Raw genomic sequence first — 19,123 nt, forward strand, 5'->3', positions numbered from 1 at the left:
TCGTAATTCAGGGGCGGGCGCATCGTGAACATGGACCAGTTGAAGCGGCAGGCTGCGGCGCGCGCCCTCGAGGAGGTGCGTGACGGCATGCAGCTCGGGCTCGGTACCGGCTCGACCGCAAAACATTTCGTCGAGCTGCTCGGCGAGCGGGTCCGCGCCGGGCTGAAAGTGATCGGCGTGCCGACCTCCGAGGCCACGCGTGCCGATGCCGTGCGCTGCGGCGTGCCGCTGACCACGCTCGACGAGATCGAGCATCTCGACCTGACCATTGACGGCGCCGACGAGATCGATCCCGAGCTCAATCTGATCAAGGGCGGTGGCGGCGCGCTATTGCGCGAGAAGATCGTGGCGGCCGCCTCGGACCGCATGATTGTGATTGCCGACGACACCAAATGGGTGCCGATGCTCGGCCGCTTTCCGCTGCCGGTCGAGGTCATCCCGTTCGGGCTCGGCGCAACGCGGTACGCGATCGCGAAGGCATTTGCGGAATGCGGCGTTTCCGGGCAAATGGCGGTCCGCAAGGGCAAGGACGGCCACGTTTTCGTCACCGATGGCGGCCACTGGATCGTCGATGCCCAACTCGAACGGATTGAGGATCCCGCCCGCCTCGCCACGGCGTTGAGCGCGATCCCCGGCGTTGTCGAGCATGGTTTGTTCATCGGCTTGGCCAGCTCGGCTGTTTTGGCGGGTGGCGAGGGAATCCGCGTGATTGAACGGCGAAAGCCGAAAGGAGACTGGGAATGAAGAGTGTTTTGAAATTCTTGCCGGCCGCGATCCTCGCCGTGGGACTGGCCCTCTCGGCCGCTCCGGCCGTGGCCCAGCAAGGGACTCCGCCGAAATCGTCGCCGGCGGCCATCGCGGCCGCCAAGGAGATCCTCACGATCAAGAACGCCGGCGCGATGTACGCCAACGCGGTGCCCGGCCTGGTCGAGAAGACCAAGATCGCGCTGATCCAGCAGAACCTCAACTACCAGAAGGACCTCAACGAGGTCGCACAGGTCGTTGCCCAGCAGCTCAAGGGCCGCGAGAACGAAATCGGCGAAGGCATGGCGCAGGTCTATGCCAGCGAGTTCACCGAGCAGGAGCTGAAGGATCTCGTCACCTTCTACAAGTCGCCGCTGGGCAAGAAGCTGATCGAAGCCGAGCCGCGCGCGATCGGGCTGAGCATGGCCTTCATGAACTCCTGGGCCCAGAACTTCTCCGAGACCGTAATGGGCAACTTCCGCGCCGAGATGCGCAAGCGTGGCAAGGAGATCTGACAGACACTATCTGATCAGAAGTCTCTACAGGAGGTCGGAGTGGACAATGGCTGAATTCGACGTCGACCTCTTTGTCATCGGTGGCGGTTCGGGCGGCGTGCGTGCCGCCCGCATCGCGGCCGGCTACGGCGCCCGTGTGATGGTCGCGGAAGAGTACCGCATGGGCGGCACCTGCGTGATCCGCGGCTGCGTGCCGAAGAAGCTGTTCGTGATCGGCTCACATTTCCGTCATGAACTCGAGGACGCCGCCGGTTTCGGCTGGACCGTTCCGCCCGCAACCTTCGACTGGCCGACGCTGATCGCCAACAAGGACAAGGAGATCGCCCGGCTCGAGGCGGCCTATACGACGAATGTCGAGAAGTCGGGCGCGCAAATCGTCAAGAGCCGCGCGGTGATCGAGGACAAGCACACCGTCCGCCTGCTCGAGAACGACAGGAAGATCACGGCGAAGTACATCCTGATCGCCACTGGCGGCGCGCCGAACCACGGCGCCATGATTCCCGGTATCGAGCACGTGATCTCCTCCAACGAGGCGTTCCACCTGAAGACGCTGCCGAAGCGGATCGTGATCCAGGGCGGCGGCTACATCGCGCTGGAATTCGCCGGCATCTTTGCCGGCTACGGATCCGACGTCACCGTGATCTATCGCGGCGACAACATCTTGCGCGGCTTCGACGAGGACGTCCGCGCCCATGTCCGCGCCGAGATGGAGAAGCAGGGCATCACCATCCTCACCGGCTGCACGGTGGCGAAGGTCGATCGGCACGGCGAGGAATTCACTTCGCATCTGTCGAACGGCTCGAGCATTGCTTCCGACCAGGTCATGTTCGCGATCGGCCGCCACCCCGCCGTCGCCAATCTCGGACTGGAGAAGGCCGGCGTCGCCATCAATCCGCGGAACGGCGGCATCGCCGTCGACCATTTCTCCAACAGCTCGGTCGACAGCATCTATGCGATCGGCGACGTCACCCACCGTCACAATCTGACGCCGGTGGCAATCCGCGAGGGCCACGCGTTTGCCGACACCGTGTTCGGCAAGCGCGAGGTGCAGGTCGATCACGCCACCATCCCGACCGCCGTGTTCTCGCAGCCGGAGGTCGGCACCGTCGGCCTCACCGAGACCGAGGCGCGCGCGCAATTCAGCCATGTCGACGTTTACAAGGCCACGTTCCGTCCCATCAAGGCGACGATGTCGGGCCGCGATACCCGCGTGCTGATGAAGCTCGTCGTTGACGGCTCGACCGACCGCGTGCTCGGCTGTCACATCGTCGGCGATGCCGCGGCCGAGATCACGCAGGCGGTCGCGATCGCGGTGAAGATGAAGGCGACCAAGGCCGATTTCGACGCGACGATCGCGCTGCATCCGACCGCGGCCGAAGAGCTCGTCACCATGCGCACCCCGACCTCACGCCACGTGCGGCAGGCGGCGGAGTAACCCCGCTCAGCCGTAGAGGTACCCGACCGGCTTGCCTTCGGTGCGCAGCGGACGGACGTCCTTCTGCGTGATGATCTGACCGGCGAGGCCGTCGATCTCGTCGCGCTGTGTCGGCGACCAGCTGCAAAGCTCGTTCATGCCTTTGAGAAGGCCGAGCCGGAGGACCTGGGTGTTTTCGCCGATGCCGACGAGGCTGATCGCGTTCTTGCCCGCCGTCACGACGTCGCCAGCCGCGAGTTCAAAGGTCTCGCCGGTCGTCTTCTTGAACTCGGTCGTGCCGCGGATGACGCGATAAATCACGACCTCGCCCTTGGCGAAACAGGCAGCGTCCGCTACTGCCGACGTGCTCTTGGGCAACAGCGACTGGCCGCGCGGGTCGGTTGCGATGATGTGGCCGGTGACGAGATGACCGCTCGGCACTTCGATGCCGATGTCGCGCACATAGACCGGCATGGATGATTTGACCGGGCTGTCGGTGAGCGGCTTGAACAGCGCATCCAGCGCCAGCGGGTCCTGCAGCCAAAAGCCTGCGTCCGCAGGGCGATCATGCAAAGGGTGGCTCCATGCCACCCGTGGCGTCTCGTCTTCGTTGATCTGATCCGGACCGACGATGGTCGGGTTCGGAAAGGTCGTCGGATCGGTGATGAAGGCTTCGAGGAATTTGCCGGAATAGCCCATGGAAATCGGATCCGGCGCCACCGTCTGTGGCGTCTTCAGGTTCTCTTCGGTCGACAATCCGGACCAGGTGTAAAACAGCTGGCGGTGCACGATCGCGCTCTGCAACATCACCGCGCCCGGGCCGACATTGTAGAAGCGCCCGTCATAGTCGAAGGTGAACGCGCCCGAGGTGACCAGCACGAGCTGAAAGCCGCCCGGCGGAAGATGCAGGTGGAAATCGGTAGGGCCGGTGTCGGGACGGTAGATCGGCAGGTTGGTCGCGACTTCGTGGAGCAGGAAGGTTTCGTTGTTGGCGTGAAAGCCATCGTTGGCGCGATTGTAGAGTGCCTGCGGCCGGTACGTCGGCTCGAACTTCGCATTCCGGTCGCGATCGATCGCCACGAAATCCTGAGCGTTGAGGCGAAGGGGCGCGCCGTCCGGACGGGTGAGGCCGGTGAATTTGAGATCGCCGGCGGCATGCACGTTCATGGCATTCTCCGATCTGGGCCGCTCATCCGGTCTCTCGGCGCACGCATCTTGCTGCTCCAATTCGTGGGACGGCAGGGAATCAGGCCTGATGCTGCCTTGCGAATTTTGGGCCAGTCGAGGTGCCGCGCGGCAGGCAGGCTCTCCGGCTCGCCGCCACGCGAAGAAAAATCGAGGTTGCACCTGAGGTTAGATGACACGCGTCACCGGCCTGCCTGGCCATGTTGGCCAAGCCGGCAGGTCCAGTGACGAGACGTGGCTTGTCTATTTTGTCGGCATCCTGGCGCGGACGTGCAGTCGCGCCGGTCAGTAAATGCCGGCAGCCGGGTGTCTGAAGCCGTTCATTCGAAGGATCGACGGACGGTCCGCTCGGGCTTGCCGTACGGGCTGTCAGCCCACTTCGCCATGTCCACTGCACGCGCGTCGATGAGTTCGCACCACAGGCAGCTGAGCTCCGCGCGGCCTTTGGCCGAGAGCATCGGAATGAGTCCATGGCCGCAGCCAGCGCAACACGTGACGCGATTCATGCTTCTCTCCGCGACCTTCCGAATTCAGGAACGACATTGTCGCTCTCGAAGCTTGCGCGGGCGCTATGAGGGCGCACGGACGCTTGCGGCCGCTGCGCTCGTCCCCGAGGTTGTCGCGTGTGCGATCCAGCGCGACACAGCGGCGATGTCCTCCGCATTGTCGCGGAAGGCGCGAAGCTGGAATTCAGCCGAGCTGCCACGCTCCACGATGGTGCGGCAGTGTTCGACCTCGGCGGCGCAGTTCAGCGCGGCCGCGTCCCCGGCGATGTCGTCGATCACGCGGGAGAGCAGCTCGGAGATCGTGACCGGCCCGTCCTTGGAGGCAAAGATGCAATCGGTGCCGTAGCGCTGGGCGCGCCATTTGTTCTCCACCGCAACCGCGCGTTCGACCGCTGTGACCTCTTTCGACAGATGAGGTCGCAGGTAGAGATAGCGGGTCAGGCAGCGATAGAGCGAGGCAATCGCGACGGCGTCGTCGACGAAGGTGCAGGTGTCTGGCGCGCGAAGCTCCAGCGTCGGGTGCTTCATGGAGGGACGCATGGCCCACCAGATGTGGCTTTCATCCGGGATCACGCCGGAGCGCTGCAACGCGTCGACATATTCGTCGTAGTCCTGCCTGCTCTCGAACAATTCGGGCAGGCCGGTGCGCGGCAGCTCGGAATAGGCCGCGAGCCGGTAGCCTTTCAGTCCGGTCTTGTGTGAATTCCAGAACGGGGAGGAAGCCGACAGCGCGATGAAGAGCGGCAGATGCGGCAGCATCGCCCGCATCACCGCCATACGCTTTTCGGGATCGGGCAACTGGACGTGCACATGCATGCCGCACATCAGGTTGCGGTGGCCGATGCTACGCAGATCCTCGATCATCTCCTCGTAGCGCGGCTTGGGGCTCGGTTGCGACATGCGCCAGAGCGCGGTCGGATGCGTGCCGCAGGCCATGATCGCGAAGCCGTATTGTGCCGCGACATTCGCGACTTCGCGGCGCAGGAAGCGAAGCTCTTCACGCGCATCGGTGACGTCGACGTGAACGTTGGTGGCGACCTCGAGCTGGGATTGCAGCATCTCCCTCATCGCCTGGCCGCCGGTCGACCAGTTCGCCGATTCGAACAGCTCATCGGGAGTCTGGATCGCGACCTCCAGGCTGCGGCGATCGGCGAGGAAGTATTCCTCCTCGATGCCGAATGAATATTCCGCAGCCTTGCCGCGTCCGCCGGCCGAGCGAATGACGACATGCTGCCTGTCCTCGGAGGAATCGAGCCGCAGCAATTTCAAAACGTCTGAAGCGAATATCATCGTGCCACCCCGCCGAGGTATTACCTGCGGGCGATAATCCTTCTGACCGGAGCGGGTTCCGCGTCGGATCCACCGGAAATTGCAAGGTCGAGCGGAACAATTTTCGCGCTTTCGGATGCCTGCGCGACCAGCGCGTGATTCGCGGGCACTTCCGTCCAGTCCGGTTCCTTGTCGAACGGCTCGGACACCACGATGACCTGGCCGCCGGCCTCGCGGAAATATAGCGTGTTGGCGGCATCGTTGACTGCAACCCGGAAGGCATAGAGATCCCGGCCGTTGGCGATGGCGCTGGTGAAGCGTAGCCGTTCGCGAAGCTCGCCTTCGTTGACGAGGCCGACGAGGGCTTGCAGCACGCGCGCCGTTGCGCCGAGCGGATCGCTATCGACGCCCGCGCCCATCATCGCGAGGAACACGGCTTCCGAATCGGTCGTGCCCAGCCGCGAGGGGTAGTAGGCGTCGGGGATCAGCGCCTCGACCTTGCGCCGCAGGCGATTCCAGCTGCCGACGAAGCCGTTGTGCATGAACATCCACTGGCCGCAGGCAAAGGGATGACAATTCTGCCGCGTCACCGCCGTGCCGGTGGCGGCGCGCACATGGGCGAAGAACAAATGCGAGCGCAGATGGCGGCAGAGGTAGCGCAGATTCTCGTCCGACCAGGCGGGGCGTGTTTCACGATAAAGGCCAGGCTCCGGATGCTCGCCGTACCAGCCGAGACCAAAGCCGTCACCATTCGAGCCGGCCGTCGATTGGAGCGAGCGGATGCTCTGCGCGATCAGCGAATGCTCGGGCTCGGTGACATAAGGTTCGAACGAGGTCGTCTCGCCCCGGTATGCAATCCAGCGGCACATGGGAATCCTGTCAGGAGATGCGTGCTGAGATGCATCAACGAACCTGACAGGACGATGGTTCCCGGCAGCGAATGCCGGGAACAGAAGTGGCCATTTACACCGGAACCGGAATCAACGGCGCGACTTCGCGATCATCTGCGTTCTCGCTCGCCGCGAGACCTTGTGCGACGCCGACACGGTCGGCCTCTGGACGGTTCTGGCTCATCTTGCGCTTGCCTTCGAACCGGACGACGGGAATGCGTACGCCGACGATTCCGCGCAGCTGCGCGGCGATGAAATCGGCGGGGGCATCCGTAACGGCCCACGGCTTGGTACGCGATCCTTCGTGCCTGTTCGTGAGCCGCGTCACGACGTCGAGCAGGCGCTCCGGCTCCTGGAAGAATTCGACCGGGCCGTAAGCATGCACCGCGACGTAGTTCCAGGTCGGCACGACCTTTTCGGTCTCCTGCTTGGTCGCGTACCACGACGGCGTCACATAGGCGTCGGGACCGCTGAAGATTGCCAGCGCGTCTCCGATCGGCGGCAGCTTCCATTGCGGGTTGGCTTTCGCCACATGCCCGTACAGCACGCCGTGCTCGCCTTCGCTCTCTTCGAGGAAGAGCGGCAGCGGCGTGGCGACCGGGCCTTCGGTGGTGGCTGTTACCAGACTGGCGAGGCGGGCACCATGAATGGTCGCCCGGATGCTCTCGATGTCGTCTTTGAAGGCGGGAGGGATGTACATGGCTTGTCTCCGGTGTCGTTCGGGAGATAGCCGCAAATCTGGTCTGTGAGAAACTGCCAGTTAGTGTCTATTTCATCAGTCCAGTTCGGCGACGGCCTGCGCGAGAAGCCTGCAGCCGCGTTCGATCTGCGCGGTCTCCAGCGCAGAATAGCCCATGACGAGGCCGACTGTCTTGCGCGTTCGGCGAGGTCCGACGAACAGTGCGGAGACGGGATAGACGCCAACGCCCTTTGCACGGGCCGCCTTGATCAAGATGTCCTCACGCTTCTGCGGCAGATCATCGAACCACGCCACGATGTGCAGGCCGGCGGCCGTGCCCTCGATCCGAACGCGATCCCCGAACCGGCGGCGAAGCGCGTCGAGCAGCGCCCGCTGGCGTTCGGCGTTGCGCCGGCGCACGCGCCTGATGTGGCCGTCATAGGCGCCGCTTTCGAGCATCGCGGCGAGGGCGTCCTGTTCGATCAGCGGCGTGTGCCGGTCCATGATCTGCTTGGCGGCGGCGAACAGGGATCGCAGGGCGGCGGGCACCACCAGATAGCCGATCCGCAAGGTGGGAGAGAGCGTCTTGGAGACGGTGCCGAGATAGATCACGTTGTTGCTGCCCTCCAGCGCATGCAGCGGTGGAATCGGCTTGGTGTCGTAGCGATACTCGCTGTCGTAATCATCTTCGATCACGTAGGCGTCGTTTGTCCTGGCCCAGGCGAGCAATTGGTGCCGGCGTCCGATCGGCATGACGCCGCCGAGCGGATATTGATGCGACGGCGTGACATAGGCGAGGCGGGCCTCGATGCCGTCGAGCCGCGCTGTCTCCAGTCCATCCGCGTCAACGGGGATCGGCATCGTTTCGGCGCCCGTTGCCGCGAAAGTGTGCCGCGCCATCTGGTAGCCGGGATCCTCCATCACGAAGCGGTCGCCGGCATCGAGCAGCAGGCGCGCGCAGATGTCGAGGCCCTGCTGCGAGCCGTTCACGACGATGATCTGATCGACCTCGCAGCGGACGCTGCGCGATCGCCACAGATAACCTTGAAGCGCGGTCCGCAGCCGCAGCGCGCCGCAGGGATGGTCATAGGCCAGGCGCTCGGGCTTGCGCGCCATCGCAGCAGTCACGGCCTTCTTCCATGCCCGCACCGGGAAATCCGACGGCGCGAGCTCGCCATAGCGGAAGTTCGCGACGAGCCCGCGCGGCGGCTCGGTCCAGCGCGGCGGGTCCCGAAGCAGCCGCTCGCCGAAGGCCGACAGCCGCACCTTCCGCGCCGAGGGCCGCGACGCCACGCGCGTGCGTTCCCGCTCGACGACGGCGCGGGCCACACGCGGCCGCGCGCCATGGCGTGTCTCGATAAAGCCTTCGGCGGCGAGCTGTTCGTAGGCGACGGTGACGGTCGAGCGCGCCACGCCCATCTCGCCGGCAAGCGCGCGCGAGGACGGCAGCCACCCGTCGATCCCGTACACCCGCGCCATGATCTGATCCCTCAGGGCTTCGTAGATCTGGCGCGCGCCCATGCGGCCGGCACGGGCAGCGGGACTGGTCTTCATCTGGATCATCCACATTCCAAGCCGGCATTCGCCCGAGCGGACGATGTCGGAACGTGATTCTAATCCTGTTCACCGAGAGTTTCGACGTAAGCCTTGCCGTAGGGATAAAAATGCTCCTTGCCGCCCTGGTCCCACAGCGCCCTGAGGCCGGGCGCCGCGATATCCCAATCCGGTCGGCACTTCATGCTGACCGCCCTGAGGTCTTGGCGGAGTTCTTCGACGGTCGGACGGCCGAAGAACCAGTAGCCGTTGTAGATCTTGTGAACGACGAGGCGGGGCTCCAGCACGATTACGTGCGGAATCATCGGATTGTGGACGGCGTCGGTGTATTCGGCGATGTCGAGATCCTTCTGAAGAAGGCGCCGCGAATCCGAGAGGAAGGGCCAGTGCGCTCCAACGCCGCTGCGATATTCGCTGGTCTGGGTGATGCTGTCGGTGGTGATCGTGACCATCCGGCAATAGCCCACCTCCATCTCGCGATGGAGCTGCAGCAAGCCTTCGGCCTGGCGGCGATCCTTCGGACAGAATCCGCCGCGGCCGAGCACGAGCACCATCGGGTCGCCACCCTGTAGCTCGGAGAGCTTTCGGTGCTTGCCGGTGTGGTCGCTGAGCTCGTAATCCGGGAAGGTTGCTCCCGGCATCATGTCAGGTCGCATAAGGCTCTCCCACTTTCACAGATCAATCACGACATCGCTTCGGGGCCGCGAGCAGCAGATCAGGACGTTGCCGTCCGCCGGTCCGTCGAGCGGATCCGGCGCATAGCCAACCGCTCCCGCGATCAGTCCGCTCTCGCAATTGTGGCAGACGCCGGTCCGGCACGACCAGCGCACGGGGACGTCGCATGCTTCGGCCAGCTCCAGCAGACTGGCGTAGGATGGTCCCCAGCAGACATTGAGGCCGCTGCGGGCGAACGAAACCATCGGACCCGGGCCGGGTGCACCGACCGGCACATGTGCGGGCGTCGGCGGTGAAGCCGCGATGCCGGGCGTCAGGGATGGCCTGGCGCCGAACAATTCGGTGTGGATCTGATCGGGCGAGACGCCCAAATTTGCCAGACCCGCCGTGAGATCGCTCATGAAAGCGGCCGGTCCGCAGAGATAGAAGTCCGCATCGCGCGGCACGTTGAGCATCTGGAGCAGGCGCACATCCAGATGACCGGCGGTGTCGAAATCCGCCTCCGGGCGATCGCCCGGATCGGGTGCGCTGTAGCAGACATGGCTGTGATGGTGAGCTAGCCGGGCCAACAGCCCGCGCGCCTCGGCGGCGAACGCATGTTCGCGGCCGTTGCGGGTGCCGTGCAGCCACCACACGTCCCGCGTCGTCTCCTCCGCGGCGAGCGCGTGGAGCATTGCCAGCACGGGCGTTGCGCCGATGCCGCCGCTCAGCAGGACGACGGGCCGGGCATCTTGCCGGAGCGTGAAACTGCCGCGTGGCGCACCGAGCTGAACGGGAGCGCCGGCCAGCAGCTCGTCGGCGATGTAGTGGCTGGCGGCGCCGTGCGCTTCACGCTTGATGCTGATGCGATAGGACGCGGCATCGGGCCCGCCCGACAGCGAATAGCTGCGCGTCATCGCTTGCGCAGCGGAAGGCTCGAGCCTGACGACGACGAACTGACCGGGCAGGGCGGCGGCGACGGGATGTCCGTCGATGGGTTCGAGTATCAACGACGTCACGTTGCCGCTTTCGGCGATCTTGCGCGTTACATGAAACGGACGGAATCCGCGCCATGCCGGAGGTGGGCTCGCCACCGATCCAAGCCCAGCGTTTCCCGCGGCCCTGTTCTCCTTGCGCTGCTGCTCGAGCAGCGCCTCGAAGGAACGGCGCCAGCCGCGGCTCAGCGCGGGAATCCGTAGCGCGCGCTCCAGGCGTTCGCGCGGGTGAGGCGGCATGTAAAGCAGTGCGTTGATCTCGAACACGCTCATGCGCCCGGGCCCGGCGGCGACCTGCATGATCTCGTCACCGGCCTCGACGTCGCCTTCCTCGATCACACGAAAATAGAAACCGGGCCGGCCGTGCCTGACGAGCAGCGCGGCCATGTCCGGTTCGTCCATGCGAATGCCGAGCCGGTAGCAGGTGACGCGCGGCTGCGTCACCTCGAACAGGGCAGAGCCGATCTTGTAGCGGTCTCCGATGCACACCTTGGTGTCGGCGAGGCCCTCGACCGTAAAATTCTCGCCGAACTGGCCATGGACGAGGTTCGATCGACCCAGATGCTCCTGCCAGTACCGATAGGAATCGTCCTGATAGACGAACACGGCACGATGTTCGCCGCCATGACCGGCCGTATCGCCCTGGCCGTCGCCATCGATGTTGAGCCGGCGCACCCTGCGCGGGCCTTTGACCTGTGCCTTCCAGATGCCGGTGTGGACGGTCCTTCCCTGCCAGGCGACGTCGCGCGGCAGGCCGACATTGACCGAAAGCAGACGTGCCATTGCGTGTTCCCGATCGTGACTGCGCGGCTCTGCCGTCATCCTTGCATCCGGACCGGGTTTTTGGCTCGTTAGTCGTTGTTAGACGTTGCGAGCAAGCCTTGTCACCGGCTGCCTGCACGCCAATCTGAGATCGCGTAACGAGAACACAGTCGGCAAAGACGGGAGATCACGATGGATGATCAGGGCAAGCTGGCCGCGCTCCAGCGCCATTGGGACGCTTCGGACGCGAACGATTTCGAGGCCGAGCACGACATCTATCGCGAGGACGCAGTGCTCGACTATCCGCAGTCCGGCGAGCGCATCCGCGGTCGCGGGAACATCCAGCAGAGCCGTTTCGTGCAGCCGAACAAGAAGCGCTTCACGGTTCGGCGAATTGTCGGCGGCGGCGATCTCTGGGTGAGCGAATTCGTGCTGAGCTATGACGGGGTGCCATCTTACGTGGTGAGCATCATGGAATTTCGCGGCGGCCTGGTGGCGCACGAAACGCAGTATTTCGGCGACAGGTTCGAGCCGTCGCCCACGCGGGCGCATCTTGTCGAGCGGGTAGGATAGGCTGAGCGCTCCGCACTTCGCTGTCATTCCCCGCGCAGGCGGGGAATCCAGTACGCTGCGGCTGCTCGACAAACTACGGACGTCTCGGAGTACTGGATCGCCCGCCTGCGCGGGCGATGACAGCAAAAGACATGATCGCAGGTGCGAAGCGCGCAGAACTGCTTAGCCAATGTGGAAACACGGAACCCGATGCGGCGGCTAGTCGCAGTCTCATCGCCTTGATTCCGACAGGCCCATCTTTATTTGTTGAAGGGAATCCGGGCCCCTCTGGCGAGGATGCCGACACTGTCGGCAAAACCTCGTGATGTCGGATGACCTGTCCCGCGCGAATGCGATGGATCGGCCGATCGTCGGGCCTTCTTGAAAGTCTCTCCGACCCAATCGTCCCCATCGCAGCTCCGTGCGGTCATTTCGCAAGATAAGGGAGCAACGATGTCTGACGCCAAGCATTCAAATAAGCATTCAAATCCGATCGAAATCGAGATTACCGAGCCGTCCAGCCTGAACGAACAGGCTGCGGTGGCGCTGGTGATCGTAGGCGCACTGGTTGCAGTCGCCGACCGGCAAGTTTCGCCGGTCGAACGCGACGAGGTCGTCCGTTTCATCCGGGATCGCAAGCTGGCGCCGCACATCTCGGACGACCGGCTCTACGCGATGTTCGACGAGCTTGCCGAGCGGCTCGAGGAGCCGGATTTCGCCAATGTGGTGATCGACAATTTGCGTCCGGTCTCGGACCTGCCGCTGTCGTCTCATCTGATGGAACTGTCGGAGCGCGTCGCCGCCGCGGACGAGGACGTCCATCCCCACGAGCTGCAGGCGATCAAGCTATTGCGCTTGCTGACGCTGGTGCTGCCGCGCGCAAAGCAGGTGACGCCGGGCGGGGCGGGTGCTCAACAGCCCGCCGCCATGCAGGAGTGAGCATGAGCGTAGCTTCGGACGAGCGCACGACGGAAACCGAGGGCACCACCGGCCATCTCGCCGGTGGCGATCCGCGTCTCGACAAGCTTGTCCGTCGCCTGCCGCCGCGCGTGGGCGACACCGTCACCCATCTGCTCAAGCCGTCCAGCCGCTGGGTGAGAATCCCCTCTGGCGCGCTGCTCATTGTCGGTGGCGTGCTCTCCTTTTTGCCGGTGCTCGGCATCTGGATGCTGCCGCTCGGCCTCGCTTTGCTCGCAGAAGACGTGCCCGCGCTGCGCTCCTCGCGCGCCAAGGTTCTGGATTGGGTCGAGCGGAAGAAGCCGCAATGGCTCGATCCGTCCCCACCGAAAAATGATCGATCATGACTGAATTCATCACCACCGATGCGCTGACCGCGCTGCTTCAGGTCGTTCTGATCGACCTCGTGCTCGCCGGCGACAACGCCGTCGTCATCGGCCTTGCCGCCTCCGGCCTGCCGGCCGAGCAGCGCCGGCGCGCCATCGTCGTCGGCATCATTGCCGCCACCGCCTTGCGCATCGTCTTTGCCGGCGTCGCGACCCAGCTTCTGCAGGTGATCGGGCTCTTGCTCGCCGGCGGCGTGTTGCTGCTCTGGGTCTGCTGGAAGATGTGGCGCGAGCTGCGCGAGCAGGCCGCGCATACGAACGAGCTCGCGTTCAGCCATGGCGGCGGCAGCGCTGCTCCTGCTCCGCGCAAGACCTTCACACAGGCGGCCGTGCAGATCGTCGCCGCCGACGTCTCGATGTCGCTCGACAACGTGCTCGCGGTCGCGGGCGCCGCGCGCGAGCATCCCTACATCCTCGCCTTCGGCCTGTTGCTGTCGGTCGCGTTGATGGGCGTCGCCGCCGATTTGCTCGGCCGCGTGCTCCAGAAGCAGCGCTGGATCGGCTATGTCGGCCTCGCTATCATCGTCTACGTTGCCTTCGAGATGATCTATCGCGGCTCGCTCGAGCTCGCGCCTGTGATCGCGAGCCTGTAAGGCAACGCGTCTTGTTGGCAATCCGGAGTGATCAATGACGTCTGAACCCAACGCACCTTCGGCGGATTCCGCGCCGGGGCCGCAAATCGGCCCGTTTGCCCAGCTCATCTTCGGCTCGCGCTGGCTGCAAGTGCCGCTTTATGTCGGCCTCATCGTCGCGCAGGCCGTCTATGTGCTGCTGTTCCTGAAGGAGCTCTGGCACCTGGTCGTGCACTCGTTCGACGCCAGCGAGCAGCAGATCATGCTGGTCGTGCTCGGGCTGATCGACGTCGTGATGATCTCGAACCTGCTGGTGATGGTGATCGTCGGCGGTTACGAGACCTTCGTCTCGCGCCTGAACCTGAGCGGTCATCCGGACGAGCCGGAATGGCTCAGCCACGTCAATGCCAGCGTGCTCAAGATCAAGCTTGCGATGGCGATCATCGGCATTTCCTCGATCTCGCTGCTCAGGACCTTCATCGAGGCGGGTAATCTCGGCACGACGCGCAGCAATTTCACCGAGACCGGCGTGATGTGGCAGGTGCTGATCCACCTGACCTTCATCATCTCAGCGATCGGTATCGCCTGGGTCGACCGCCTCAGCGAGAACGGCCACCGCAAGGGAGCCGACCACGGCTGAGCGTCGACCGGCGGCGCTTAATCACGCAACTTGGGGGTGCGCCGCGTTCTCCCGCCGCTCGCGCTCGCCGAGTTCGCGCACCAGCTCCTGGAGGAATGATTCCGTGTAGGCGGGCAGGGTGCGTTCAGCGCGAACGTAGATGCCGAGATCCGACCACACCGGACTGCCGGCGTTGTCGAGCGGCAGGAAGACGAGCTGGCTGTCGCGCGACAGGCGGCCGATGCCGAGCTGGGTCTGGAACGCAACGCCGACGCCGCGCGCGGCGAGCTCGCGCATCAGGTCGATCGAGTTGGCCTGGATGGCCGGCTCCGGCGTCTCGGACAGCTGCGCGATCAGCGGCTGGAGCAGATGGTAGATCGACAGCTCCGGCAGCGCGTGGATGACGGGAAAGGCGAGACATTGGGTCAGCGTGACCGTCTTGCGGCGCGCCAGCGGATGCTCGCGGGCGACGACGGCGCCGAGGCGAAACCGCTTCAAGGCGACCTGCCGCAGGTCCGGCGGACATGGCGATGCCGATGTCGGCTTCACCACGGCTGAGCGCCTCCAGCACGTCCGAAGATCCCTTCACCTCGGTGGTGAAGTTGACGCGCCGGGCGCGGCCACGGTGCGAGGCGATCAGGTCCGGCAGCACCGACTCGGTGAGCGACTCGATGCAGGCAATGCTGACGGTGCCGTGCCAGGCGCCGGACAAGGATGCGACGTCCGAGCGGAAGCGGTCGAGGTCCTGGAGCACGTTCATAACATGCCGGGCCAGCATCTCGCCGACCGTCGTCAGCGTCAGGCCGCGCGCAGTTCGCTCGAACAAGGGCGATCCAACCTCTTGTTCCAGCTTGAGGATCTGTCGGCTGACCGCGGAGGAGGCGACGTTCAGGACGCGCGCCGCGGCCCGGATCGAGCCGGTGCGGCGGACCGCATGGAAATACTGGATCGCAGGTGAGTGAAAGCGCATGGGACCCCCGGCTGACTATAGCTGTTGCCGAAACGGCATCAACCTGTACGAAATTCTCTGCTTTTCGAGAGCGCTTGTCCCACCTAGGTTCGCCGCCGGCTTGGCTGGCCTCGCCGCCAGGCCTGCGCAACGACGCGCCAGGGGATTTTGGGGTGGAGCAGAATATCGCTTGCGAGCCTGAAGTGGTGCGGGACACCCGTCTGGTCGATCGCCGGAGAGCCGCGGCCTATGTCGGCGTGACCGCCGGCCGCTTTGAGCAACTGGTGCGCGACAATGTCGTGCCGCCACCGGTCATGGTGGACAACAAGCGGCGGTGGCTGCTCGCATTGCTTGATGTAGCCAAGGACGCGGTCGTCAGCAGCTTGCCGTGCCTGCCGCCGGTTACGGCCGATGCGATTGCCGAGGCGCGTCCCTGCGAGCGGGATCCTGCGCCGGCGCCGCAGGAATTGCCCGACCAGGCGTGGTTCGAGCAGCGTGCGCGGTTCGTCCAGCGCGTGCGCCGGTCGCTGCTCTCGGGCAACGAGATACGTCTCTTGCGCGAGTTCAAGCTGCTCAGGCAGAACCAGATCAGCATGTTCGGATATTACGGCAGCTTCGAAGCGCTGATGGTGCGCGGCTACATCGTCGAACTCGCGCGCAAGCCGCCGTCGAGCCGACCGCTGGTGACGTACCGATTGACAGTGCAAGGCGAGCAGGTGATCGCTGCGCTGAAGGACGAGCCGGTCGTCTGACCGGCGCGGACAAGACGACGACATCCTTCGGCATCATCGCACGGCGTGCATCGCCAGAAACGCCTTCACGCCGGTGACAGTGCCCGTGTCCGACGGCACATAGCCGGGCAGGGTCGCGACGGCCGCGCGAAAATCGGCGCTGCGGATGATCTCGAGGATGCGCTGCATCGGCCCCGTGTCCAGGAAGGCGCGCTTGCAGACGAAGAAATAATCCTCGGTCAGGAGCCGGATGAAGTCGAGGCCGAAATGCCGGGCCGCAGCCTCGACGCCAAAACTCGCATCCGCCATGTCGCTTGCGACATAGGCCGCGACCGCTGCGTGGGTGAATTCGATCTGCTGCGCGCCGTTGATGCGGCTCTCGTCGATGCCGTCGGCCGCGAGCAGTTGGTCGAACAGAAGTCGCGTGCCGGAATCATGGTCGCGGTTGACGAAGCGGACTTTTGGTCCAGTGAGATCATCAAGCGAAGCGATGCGCAGCGGATTGCCGCGCGCGACCATCAGCCCCATTTCGCGCGTGACAAAACTGATGATGCGGTCCTCGCGCGGATCGAGCCACTCGCGGGCAGCCTTGATGCCCTGGGCCCGCAGCGCGCCGTGCGGCAGATGCAGGCCGGAGAGATCGCAGGCGCCTTGCGCCAGCGAGACCAGCGAATTCTGGTTGCTGACGTAGCGCAGGTCGACGCCGATGCCGGGCTCGCGATCGAGGAATTCGCGCAGCTTTGCCACCGCAAAGCCGTGGCTGGCATGGACGCGGATCACCGAAGGCCGCTGCTCGAGGAACGGCTTGATCTCGCTCGCGAGCTCCTGCGCGAGGTTTTCGAGCTGGGGCCCGAGCCGCGCCTGCATGCGCTCGCCCGCCCACACCAGCCGCTCGCCGAACGCGGTCAGCTTGGTGCCCTTGCCGCGCTGGGTTTCGACAAGCGGCGTGCCGAAGAACTCCGACCATTGCTCGATCAGATTCCAGACGTGGCGGTAGGAGAGGTGGGCATCGCTGGCCGCGCTGGAGATTTTTCCGGTCTTCCGGATCTCATTGAGAATGCCGATCATGACCACCGCGGTGCGGGGGCTGCCCTCGCGGCGAAACCGCCAAACAGCCTCGATCTCGATTTGAAGCATGGGCAAGCCTTATGAAGTCAAGTTCATATATGAGACGTCCATAGGCACAGCATATCATATTTACACCGGCCATTGTCCGCCTAGTCTAGTATACCAGAAGAGGAGGAAATATGATGTCTGTTGCATATGACTTTGCACATTCGCCGGCCACCGAGTTCATGTCCCGGCCGCAGCATCTGCTGATCGACGGCCGCCGCGTCCCCGCAAGCTCCGGGCGCACTTTCAAATCGCTCAATCCCGCGACCGGGCACGTCATCGCCACCGTCGCCGAAGGCAACGAGGCTGATGTCGACCATGCGGTCGCCGCCGCGCGGCGGGCGTTCGAAGGCCCGTGGCGGACGATGCGGGCCTCCGAGCGCGGTCAGATCCTGCTGCGCTGGGCAGAGCTGCTGAAGCAGCACGCCGACGAGATCGCCGAGATCGAGTCGATGGACGCGGGCAAGCCGATCTCGGCAACGCTGCGCCAGGATTTCCCGGCCGCCATCGACACGCTGGTCTATTACGCCGGCTGGGCCGACAAGATCAGCGGCGACGTCGTTCCTGTGCGCGACGACGCCCTGACCTACACCGTGCGCGAGCCGGTCGGCGTGGTCGCCGCGATCGTGCCCTGGAATTTCCCGCTGATGATCGGCATGTGGAAGCTCGCGCCGGCGCTGGCCTGCGGCTGCACAATCGTGATGAAGCCGGCCGAGCTGACCTCGCTGTCGGCACTACGCATCGCCGAGCTGGCACTTGAAGCTGGCCTGCCGGCGGGCGTCTTCAACGTCGTCACGGGGCCGGGCCGCGTCGTCGGCGACGCGCTGGTCAATCACCCCGACGTCGACAAGGTCACCTTCACGGGCTCGCCGGGTGTGGGCCGCGGAATCATGAAGGGCGCCGCCGGCAACTTCAAGCGCGTCTCGCTCGAGCTCGGCGGCAAGTCGGCCAACGTCATCTTTGACGATGCCGATCTCGAAGCCGCATCGAAGGCGGCTGCATCCGGCATCTTCTTCAATGCTGGCCAGGTCTGCTCGGCCGGCTCCCGCGTGCTGGTGCAGGAAAAGGCCTATGACGAGGTCGTCGAGCGACTGGCGGCGCGCGCAAAGTCGCTCAGGATCGGTGATCCGCTCGATCGCAAGACCGTGCTCGGGCCCGTGATCTCGGAGACGCAGATGAAGTCGATCCTCGACTATGTCGACATCGGCCGGAAGGAGGGCGCGACCCTCGTCACCGGTGGCGAGAAGGTCGGCGATCGCGGCTACTTCATCAGCCCCGCGGTGTTCGCGAATGTCGCGCACGAGATGCGGATCTCGCAGGAGGAGATCTTCGGCCCCGTCGTCAGCGTCATCAAGTTCAAGGACGAGGCCGATGCGCTCAGGATCGCCAACGGCACGGCCTACAGCCTCGCCGCCGGCGTCTGGAGCCGCGACATCGGCAAGCTGCAGCGCTTCGCCAAGCGGGCGCGCGCGGGCACGGTCTGGATGAACACCTATGGCTACACCGACGTGCGCCTGCCCTGGGGCGGCGAGCGCGACTCCGGCCTCGGCCGCGAGCACGGCACCGCCGCGCTCGACAATTTCACCGAGCCCAAGACTGTCTGGATGAACCTGGCCGTCTGATACCTCCCGAGCGGCCAAGCCTGGAGCCCGCCTGATCGCCCGGTCCGGCGGGCTCTTTTTTTCCAGATCGGTAAAATTGTCTGCATTCCGCTCAGCGGCGGCAAACCCTGCGGACAAGAACCACGCAGCCTTAAACCCCGGCTTTGGAACCGGCGTGCATCCTGCCTGCAAAAGGGTGGGGCATCAGCATGTCAGTTCTCAGGGAGATCGTCGTCGCGGTCGCGGGAGTCTATGCGCTCCTGTTCGCCTGCGACGCATTTTTCGGGGTCGGCGAGGCGCGCTTCGACGACACTTATTACCGCGCCAGCTTCTACGCGCCGCAGCCGAAGGAGTTTCGTTTCGCCGGCGATACGCCGCCGGCGGTTCGCGTCAGCGAGGCCTTCGCGCAATTCGCGCCGGGTGAAGCCAAGCCGAACAGGCGCTACTCGTCTCTGACGACCATCATCCGTTAACCC

General features: G+C 64.8%; 20 protein-coding genes and 1 pseudogene. 11 read left to right on the forward strand and 10 right to left on the reverse strand.

What is annotated here, in order from left to right; all coding sequences use genetic code 11:
* Window positions 1-24: 24 nt before the first annotated feature.
* From rpiA to gor, 3 genes are read left to right on the forward strand one after another with little or no spacing between them, the layout of a single operon-like run.
* Window positions 25-744 carry a ribose-5-phosphate isomerase RpiA gene (rpiA, locus tag QCM77_RS03600; protein ID WP_279683578.1) on the forward strand — a complete coding sequence of 240 codons (720 nt, stop codon included), beginning with the start codon at window positions 25-27 and terminating at the stop codon, window positions 742-744.
* On the forward strand, window positions 741-1,259 hold the full coding sequence (locus QCM77_RS03605; protein WP_279683579.1) for a DUF2059 domain-containing protein: 519 nt from the start codon (window positions 741-743) through the stop codon (window positions 1,257-1,259). Before rpiA ends, QCM77_RS03605 begins: the two co-directional genes overlap by 4 nt.
* A 46-nt stretch (window positions 1,260-1,305) precedes the next feature.
* A complete protein-coding gene (gene gor / locus QCM77_RS03610) occupies window positions 1,306-2,694 on the forward strand; it encodes a glutathione-disulfide reductase (RefSeq protein WP_279683580.1) in 1,389 nt (462 codons plus the stop codon).
* A gap of 6 nt (window positions 2,695-2,700) precedes the next feature.
* Here the strand turns inward: gor and QCM77_RS03615 are convergent, their stop codons facing one another.
* From QCM77_RS03615 to QCM77_RS03650, 8 genes are all read right to left on the reverse strand, one after another.
* The gene (locus QCM77_RS03615; protein ID WP_279683582.1) at window positions 2,701-3,840 is read right to left on the reverse strand and encodes a hypothetical protein; all 1,140 of its coding nucleotides are present in this window, start codon (window positions 3,838-3,840) and stop codon (window positions 2,701-2,703) included.
* 338 nt (window positions 3,841-4,178) lie between these two features.
* Window positions 4,179-4,364, reverse strand: a complete 186-nt coding sequence (locus QCM77_RS03620) for a hypothetical protein (RefSeq protein WP_279662863.1) — start codon at window positions 4,362-4,364, stop codon at window positions 4,179-4,181.
* Between the two features lie 63 nt (window positions 4,365-4,427).
* Window positions 4,428-5,654 (reverse strand): carboxylate-amine ligase, encoded by a 1,227-nt coding sequence (locus QCM77_RS03625; protein ID WP_279683584.1) that lies wholly within the window; start codon window positions 5,652-5,654, stop codon window positions 4,428-4,430.
* A 20-nt stretch (window positions 5,655-5,674) separates the two neighbouring features.
* Window positions 5,675-6,502, reverse strand: coding sequence for a class II glutamine amidotransferase (locus QCM77_RS03630; RefSeq protein ID WP_279683585.1), 828 nt, complete (start codon window positions 6,500-6,502; stop codon window positions 5,675-5,677).
* 94 nt (window positions 6,503-6,596) lie between these two features.
* Entirely contained in the window at window positions 6,597-7,223 is a 627-nt protein-coding gene (locus QCM77_RS03635; protein ID WP_279683586.1) for an FMN-binding negative transcriptional regulator, read from the reverse strand.
* A 75-nt stretch (window positions 7,224-7,298) separates the two neighbouring features.
* On the reverse strand, window positions 7,299-8,765 hold the full coding sequence (gene pdxR, locus QCM77_RS03640; protein WP_279683588.1) for a MocR-like pyridoxine biosynthesis transcription factor PdxR: 1,467 nt from the start codon (window positions 8,763-8,765) through the stop codon (window positions 7,299-7,301).
* Between the two features lie 50 nt (window positions 8,766-8,815).
* Window positions 8,816-9,412 carry a redoxin domain-containing protein gene (locus QCM77_RS03645; RefSeq protein WP_279683590.1) on the reverse strand — a complete coding sequence of 199 codons (597 nt, stop codon included), beginning with the start codon at window positions 9,410-9,412 and terminating at the stop codon, window positions 8,816-8,818.
* Window positions 9,413-9,427: 15 nt separating this feature from the next.
* Window positions 9,428-11,188 (reverse strand): MOSC domain-containing protein, encoded by a 1,761-nt coding sequence (locus tag QCM77_RS03650; protein ID WP_279683592.1) that lies wholly within the window; start codon window positions 11,186-11,188, stop codon window positions 9,428-9,430.
* Between the two features lie 171 nt (window positions 11,189-11,359).
* On the opposite strand from QCM77_RS03650, the gene QCM77_RS03655 reads away from it, so the two are divergent.
* From QCM77_RS03655 to QCM77_RS03675, 5 genes are all read left to right on the forward strand, one after another.
* Complete coding sequence (locus tag QCM77_RS03655; protein WP_279662856.1) at window positions 11,360-11,740, forward strand: nuclear transport factor 2 family protein; 381 nt, start codon at window positions 11,360-11,362, stop codon at window positions 11,738-11,740.
* A gap of 432 nt (window positions 11,741-12,172) precedes the next feature.
* Window positions 12,173-12,658 carry a tellurite resistance TerB family protein gene (locus QCM77_RS03660; protein ID WP_279683594.1) on the forward strand — a complete coding sequence of 162 codons (486 nt, stop codon included), beginning with the start codon at window positions 12,173-12,175 and terminating at the stop codon, window positions 12,656-12,658.
* Between the two features lie 2 nt (window positions 12,659-12,660).
* Complete coding sequence (locus tag QCM77_RS03665) at window positions 12,661-13,023, forward strand: hypothetical protein (protein ID WP_279683596.1); 363 nt, start codon at window positions 12,661-12,663, stop codon at window positions 13,021-13,023.
* Window positions 13,020-13,655, forward strand: coding sequence for a TerC family protein (locus QCM77_RS03670; protein ID WP_279683598.1), 636 nt, complete (start codon window positions 13,020-13,022; stop codon window positions 13,653-13,655). Before QCM77_RS03665 ends, QCM77_RS03670 begins: the two co-directional genes overlap by 4 nt.
* A 34-nt stretch (window positions 13,656-13,689) precedes the next feature.
* Complete coding sequence (locus QCM77_RS03675) at window positions 13,690-14,274, forward strand: TIGR00645 family protein (protein WP_279662852.1); 585 nt, start codon at window positions 13,690-13,692, stop codon at window positions 14,272-14,274.
* Between the two features lie 21 nt (window positions 14,275-14,295).
* On the opposite strand, the pseudogene QCM77_RS03680 reads toward QCM77_RS03675, so the two are convergent.
* Window positions 14,296-15,223, reverse strand: a pseudogene (locus tag QCM77_RS03680) (LysR family transcriptional regulator).
* Between the two features lie 152 nt (window positions 15,224-15,375).
* Between QCM77_RS03680 and QCM77_RS03685 the strand changes: the two are divergent.
* Window positions 15,376-15,954 (forward strand): hypothetical protein, encoded by a 579-nt coding sequence (locus tag QCM77_RS03685; protein WP_279683601.1) that lies wholly within the window; start codon window positions 15,376-15,378, stop codon window positions 15,952-15,954.
* Between the two features lie 33 nt (window positions 15,955-15,987).
* Here QCM77_RS03685 and QCM77_RS03690 read toward each other — a convergent pair whose 3' ends face one another.
* Window positions 15,988-17,070, reverse strand: coding sequence for a substrate-binding domain-containing protein (locus QCM77_RS03690; RefSeq protein WP_279683602.1), 1,083 nt, complete (start codon window positions 17,068-17,070; stop codon window positions 15,988-15,990).
* Window positions 17,071-17,183: 113 nt separating this feature from the next.
* On the opposite strand from QCM77_RS03690, the gene QCM77_RS03695 reads away from it, so the two are divergent.
* Both QCM77_RS03695 and QCM77_RS03700 read left to right on the forward strand, forming a co-directional pair.
* Window positions 17,184-18,668, forward strand: coding sequence for an aldehyde dehydrogenase family protein (locus tag QCM77_RS03695; protein ID WP_279683669.1), 1,485 nt, complete (start codon window positions 17,184-17,186; stop codon window positions 18,666-18,668).
* 188 nt (window positions 18,669-18,856) lie between these two features.
* Window positions 18,857-19,120, forward strand: coding sequence for a hypothetical protein (locus tag QCM77_RS03700; protein ID WP_279662847.1), 264 nt, complete (start codon window positions 18,857-18,859; stop codon window positions 19,118-19,120).
* Window positions 19,121-19,123: the final 3 nt, after the last annotated feature.

The organism is Bradyrhizobium nivariense, from assembly GCF_029846695.2.
Taxonomy (GTDB): Bacteria; Pseudomonadota; Alphaproteobacteria; order Rhizobiales; family Xanthobacteraceae; genus Bradyrhizobium.

What these genes read in the sequence shown, in the direction of transcription:
- QCM77_RS03655 (WP_279662856.1), top strand. Translation starts at nt 11,360, where the DNA reads ATGGATGATCAGGGCAAGCTGGCCGCGCTCCAGCGCCATTGGGACGCT.
- QCM77_RS03665 (WP_279683596.1), top strand. Translation starts at nt 12,661, where the DNA reads ATGAGCGTAGCTTCGGACGAGCGCACGACGGAAACCGAGGGCACCACC.
- pdxR (WP_279683588.1), bottom strand. Translation starts at nt 8,765, where the DNA reads ATGATCCAGATGAAGACCAGTCCCGCTGCCCGTGCCGGCCGCATGGGC.
- QCM77_RS03650 (WP_279683592.1), bottom strand. Translation starts at nt 11,188, where the DNA reads ATGGCACGTCTGCTTTCGGTCAATGTCGGCCTGCCGCGCGACGTCGCC.
- QCM77_RS03635 (WP_279683586.1), bottom strand. Translation starts at nt 7,223, where the DNA reads ATGTACATCCCTCCCGCCTTCAAAGACGACATCGAGAGCATCCGGGCG.
- QCM77_RS03675 (WP_279662852.1), top strand. Translation starts at nt 13,690, where the DNA reads ATGACGTCTGAACCCAACGCACCTTCGGCGGATTCCGCGCCGGGGCCG.
- gor (WP_279683580.1), top strand. Translation starts at nt 1,306, where the DNA reads ATGGCTGAATTCGACGTCGACCTCTTTGTCATCGGTGGCGGTTCGGGC.
- QCM77_RS03615 (WP_279683582.1), bottom strand. Translation starts at nt 3,840, where the DNA reads ATGAACGTGCATGCCGCCGGCGATCTCAAATTCACCGGCCTCACCCGT.
- QCM77_RS03625 (WP_279683584.1), bottom strand. Translation starts at nt 5,654, where the DNA reads ATGATATTCGCTTCAGACGTTTTGAAATTGCTGCGGCTCGATTCCTCC.
- QCM77_RS03620 (WP_279662863.1), bottom strand. Translation starts at nt 4,364, where the DNA reads ATGAATCGCGTCACGTGTTGCGCTGGCTGCGGCCATGGACTCATTCCG.
- QCM77_RS03700 (WP_279662847.1), top strand. Translation starts at nt 18,857, where the DNA reads ATGTCAGTTCTCAGGGAGATCGTCGTCGCGGTCGCGGGAGTCTATGCG.
- QCM77_RS03605 (WP_279683579.1), top strand. Translation starts at nt 741, where the DNA reads ATGAAGAGTGTTTTGAAATTCTTGCCGGCCGCGATCCTCGCCGTGGGA.
- QCM77_RS03645 (WP_279683590.1), bottom strand. Translation starts at nt 9,412, where the DNA reads ATGCGACCTGACATGATGCCGGGAGCAACCTTCCCGGATTACGAGCTC.
- QCM77_RS03660 (WP_279683594.1), top strand. Translation starts at nt 12,173, where the DNA reads ATGTCTGACGCCAAGCATTCAAATAAGCATTCAAATCCGATCGAAATC.
- QCM77_RS03670 (WP_279683598.1), top strand. Translation starts at nt 13,020, where the DNA reads ATGACTGAATTCATCACCACCGATGCGCTGACCGCGCTGCTTCAGGTC.
- QCM77_RS03690 (WP_279683602.1), bottom strand. Translation starts at nt 17,070, where the DNA reads ATGCTTCAAATCGAGATCGAGGCTGTTTGGCGGTTTCGCCGCGAGGGC.
- QCM77_RS03695 (WP_279683669.1), top strand. Translation starts at nt 17,184, where the DNA reads ATGTCTGTTGCATATGACTTTGCACATTCGCCGGCCACCGAGTTCATG.
- QCM77_RS03630 (WP_279683585.1), bottom strand. Translation starts at nt 6,502, where the DNA reads ATGTGCCGCTGGATTGCATACCGGGGCGAGACGACCTCGTTCGAACCT.